The organism is Mesorhizobium sp. M7A.F.Ca.CA.002.15.2.1 (genome assembly GCF_003998715.1).
Lineage (GTDB): Bacteria > Pseudomonadota > Alphaproteobacteria > Rhizobiales > Rhizobiaceae > Mesorhizobium > Mesorhizobium ciceri.
This window is the reverse complement of record NZ_RZPI01000848.1, coordinates 1-2,095: the sequence shown is the minus strand read 5'-3', so window position 1 is coordinate 2,095 and position 2,095 is coordinate 1. Positions and strand designations below refer to the sequence as shown.

Below are 2,095 nucleotides of genomic sequence, written 5' to 3'. Positions count from 1 at the left end.
GGTATCCGCTGCATCAACCATCTGCGCGCGGTGCTGGTGCGTTGCCAGATGGAGGTGGTGACGCCGGAATGCTCGGTGCCCGACGGCGGTGACGCCTTCGACGAGGATGGAAATTTCCGTGACGAAAGACTGCACAAATCGATGGAGCACCTATGCCGCACGCTGATCGAGACCTCGCGCCTGCTGTCCACCCGGATCGAGGCATGATCGCCAATAGCATGCGCGACCGGCTCATCGTCGGCCTCGACGTGCCGACAGTGAAGCAAGCCGAGCAGGCAGTGCGCGAACTCGACGGCATCGTCTCCTTCTACAAGATCGGCTACCAGCTTGCCTTCGCCGGCGGGCTCGACTTCGCCAGGGAGCTGGCCAGCGGCGGCACCAACGTCTTCCTAGACATGAAGCTGCTCGACATCGACCACACGGTGGCCAAGGGTGTCGAGAACATCGTCAAGATGGGCGTGACCATGCTGACCATTCACGCCTATCCCAAGGCTATGCAGGCCGCCGTAGAGGCGGCCAGAGGCAGCGACCTTTGCCTGCTTGCCGTCAGCGTTCTGACCTCGATGGACGAGCAGGACATGATCGACGTCGGCTATGAGTACGATCCGCATACGCTGGTGCTTAGGCGCTCGGAACAGGCGCTGCATGCCGGCATGGGCGGCATCGTCTGCTCGGCCGCGGAGGCCGAGGCGGTGCGCCGGATCGTGGGACCCGACATGGCGGTGGTGACGCCCGGCATCCGGCCGGCGGGCAGCGACCATGGCGACCAGAAGCGTGTGGTGACGCCGGGCCAGGCGATTCGCAACGGCGCCAGCCACCTCGTCGTCGGCCGTCCGATCATTGCTGCGGCCAACAAACGGGAAGCGGCCGAAGCCATCCTCGACGAGATGCGCTCGGCCTGAGATTTCCAGGAACAAGTTCGGAGACCAAGAAAATGCCCAAAGGATATTGGATCGCTCGTGTCGATGTGCGCGACGCGGAAGGCTACAAGGACTATGTCGCCGCCGCCAAACCTGCCTTCGAGCGCTTCGGGGCGAAGTTCCTGGCGCGCGGCGGCGAGTACGAAAAGGCCGAAGGCCCCGGCCGCGCACGCAATGTCATTATCGAGTTCGAATCGCTGGCTGCCGCACACGATTGCTACCATTCGCCGGAATACCAGCGCGCCGCCGCCATTCGCCAGAAGGTCGCCGACGGCGAAATTGTCCTGGTCGAGGGCGCCTGAGGTCCCCTGCAAGCATAGTTCCGGTTTTAGCCGGAGACGTGCTCAAAATCGGATAGAGCCTGGCGGCGTTTGAAGCCCCGCAGGCTCATTTTACATATCTTTGCTCCGCGATTTCACGGTGATCTGCCTGGCGCAGTTGCCAGGTGCGGAGCCGTGCCGACGAGCGGTCATTCAACGCCGGTCGGATTGCCGGTTGACATGCAGGTATTTACCTGCATATTATGCCTTACAACAGAGTGAGGCAGATGGACGCCGACAAGGTTTTCAAAGCGCTGGGCGACCCGACACGCAGAAGGCTGCTTGACCTTCTGTGCGAGCAGAACGGGCAGACGCTCGGTCAGCTTTGCGATCATCTGGACATGGCCAGGCAATCCGCCACCCAGCACCTCGACCTGCTGGAGGCGGCCAACCTGGTGAGCACGGTCAAGCGCGGCCGCGAAAAACTACATTTCATCAATCCCGTGCCGCTGCACGAAGTCTACGAGCGCTGGGTACGGAAATTCGAACGGCAGCGGCTCAGCCTGCTGCACGACCTGAAGCAGGAACTCGAAGGAGAAGACCAATGACCACCAGAGAGACCACGAGCTTTGTCTACGTGACCTATATCCGCTCGACGCCGCAGAAGGTGTTCGAGGCGATAATCAAGCCCGAGATCGCAAAGCGCTACTGGGGCCACGAGAACGTCTCCGAATGGACGCCGGGCTCGAAATGGGAACACATCCGCGCCAATGACGAACGGACCGTCGAACTCGTCGGCAAGGTCGTCGAGATTTCGCCGCCGACCCGCCTCGTCATCACCTGGGCGAACGCTTCGCAGGCCGACGATCCGTCGAAAACCAGCCGGGTGACGTTCGCCATCGAGGAATACGACAC

Annotated in this window: 4 protein-coding genes and 1 pseudogene; all 5 read left to right on the top strand. The window is 62.0% G+C overall.

Features of this window, described 5'->3' with window-relative positions:
- A pseudogene (locus ENZ74_RS30195) lies at positions 1–207 on the top strand (FMN reductase); the annotation flags it as partial.
- A complete protein-coding gene (pyrF, locus tag ENZ74_RS30190; RefSeq protein ID WP_013528590.1) occupies positions 204–902 on the top strand; it encodes an orotidine-5'-phosphate decarboxylase in 699 nt (232 codons plus the stop codon). The pseudogene ENZ74_RS30195 and the gene pyrF, both read left to right, overlap by 4 nt.
- 32 nt (positions 903–934) lie before the next feature.
- Complete coding sequence (locus ENZ74_RS30185) at positions 935–1,222, top strand: DUF1330 domain-containing protein (RefSeq protein ID WP_063169675.1); 288 nt, start codon at positions 935–937, stop codon at positions 1,220–1,222.
- A 245-nt stretch (positions 1,223–1,467) separates the two neighbouring features.
- Positions 1,468–1,788: a metalloregulator ArsR/SmtB family transcription factor gene (locus tag ENZ74_RS30180; protein ID WP_013528592.1), complete on the top strand. Its 321-nt coding sequence runs from the start codon at positions 1,468–1,470 to the stop codon at positions 1,786–1,788.
- A partial coding sequence (locus tag ENZ74_RS30175; protein ID WP_127313227.1) for an SRPBCC domain-containing protein occupies positions 1,785–2,095 on the top strand: 311 nt, incomplete at its 3' end. The genes ENZ74_RS30180 and ENZ74_RS30175, both read left to right, overlap by 4 nt.

What these genes read in the sequence shown, in the direction of transcription:
- ENZ74_RS30185 (WP_063169675.1), top strand. Translation starts at nt 935, where the DNA reads ATGCCCAAAGGATATTGGATCGCTCGTGTCGATGTGCGCGACGCGGAA.
- pyrF (WP_013528590.1), top strand. Translation starts at nt 204, where the DNA reads ATGATCGCCAATAGCATGCGCGACCGGCTCATCGTCGGCCTCGACGTG.
- ENZ74_RS30180 (WP_013528592.1), top strand. Translation starts at nt 1,468, where the DNA reads ATGGACGCCGACAAGGTTTTCAAAGCGCTGGGCGACCCGACACGCAGA.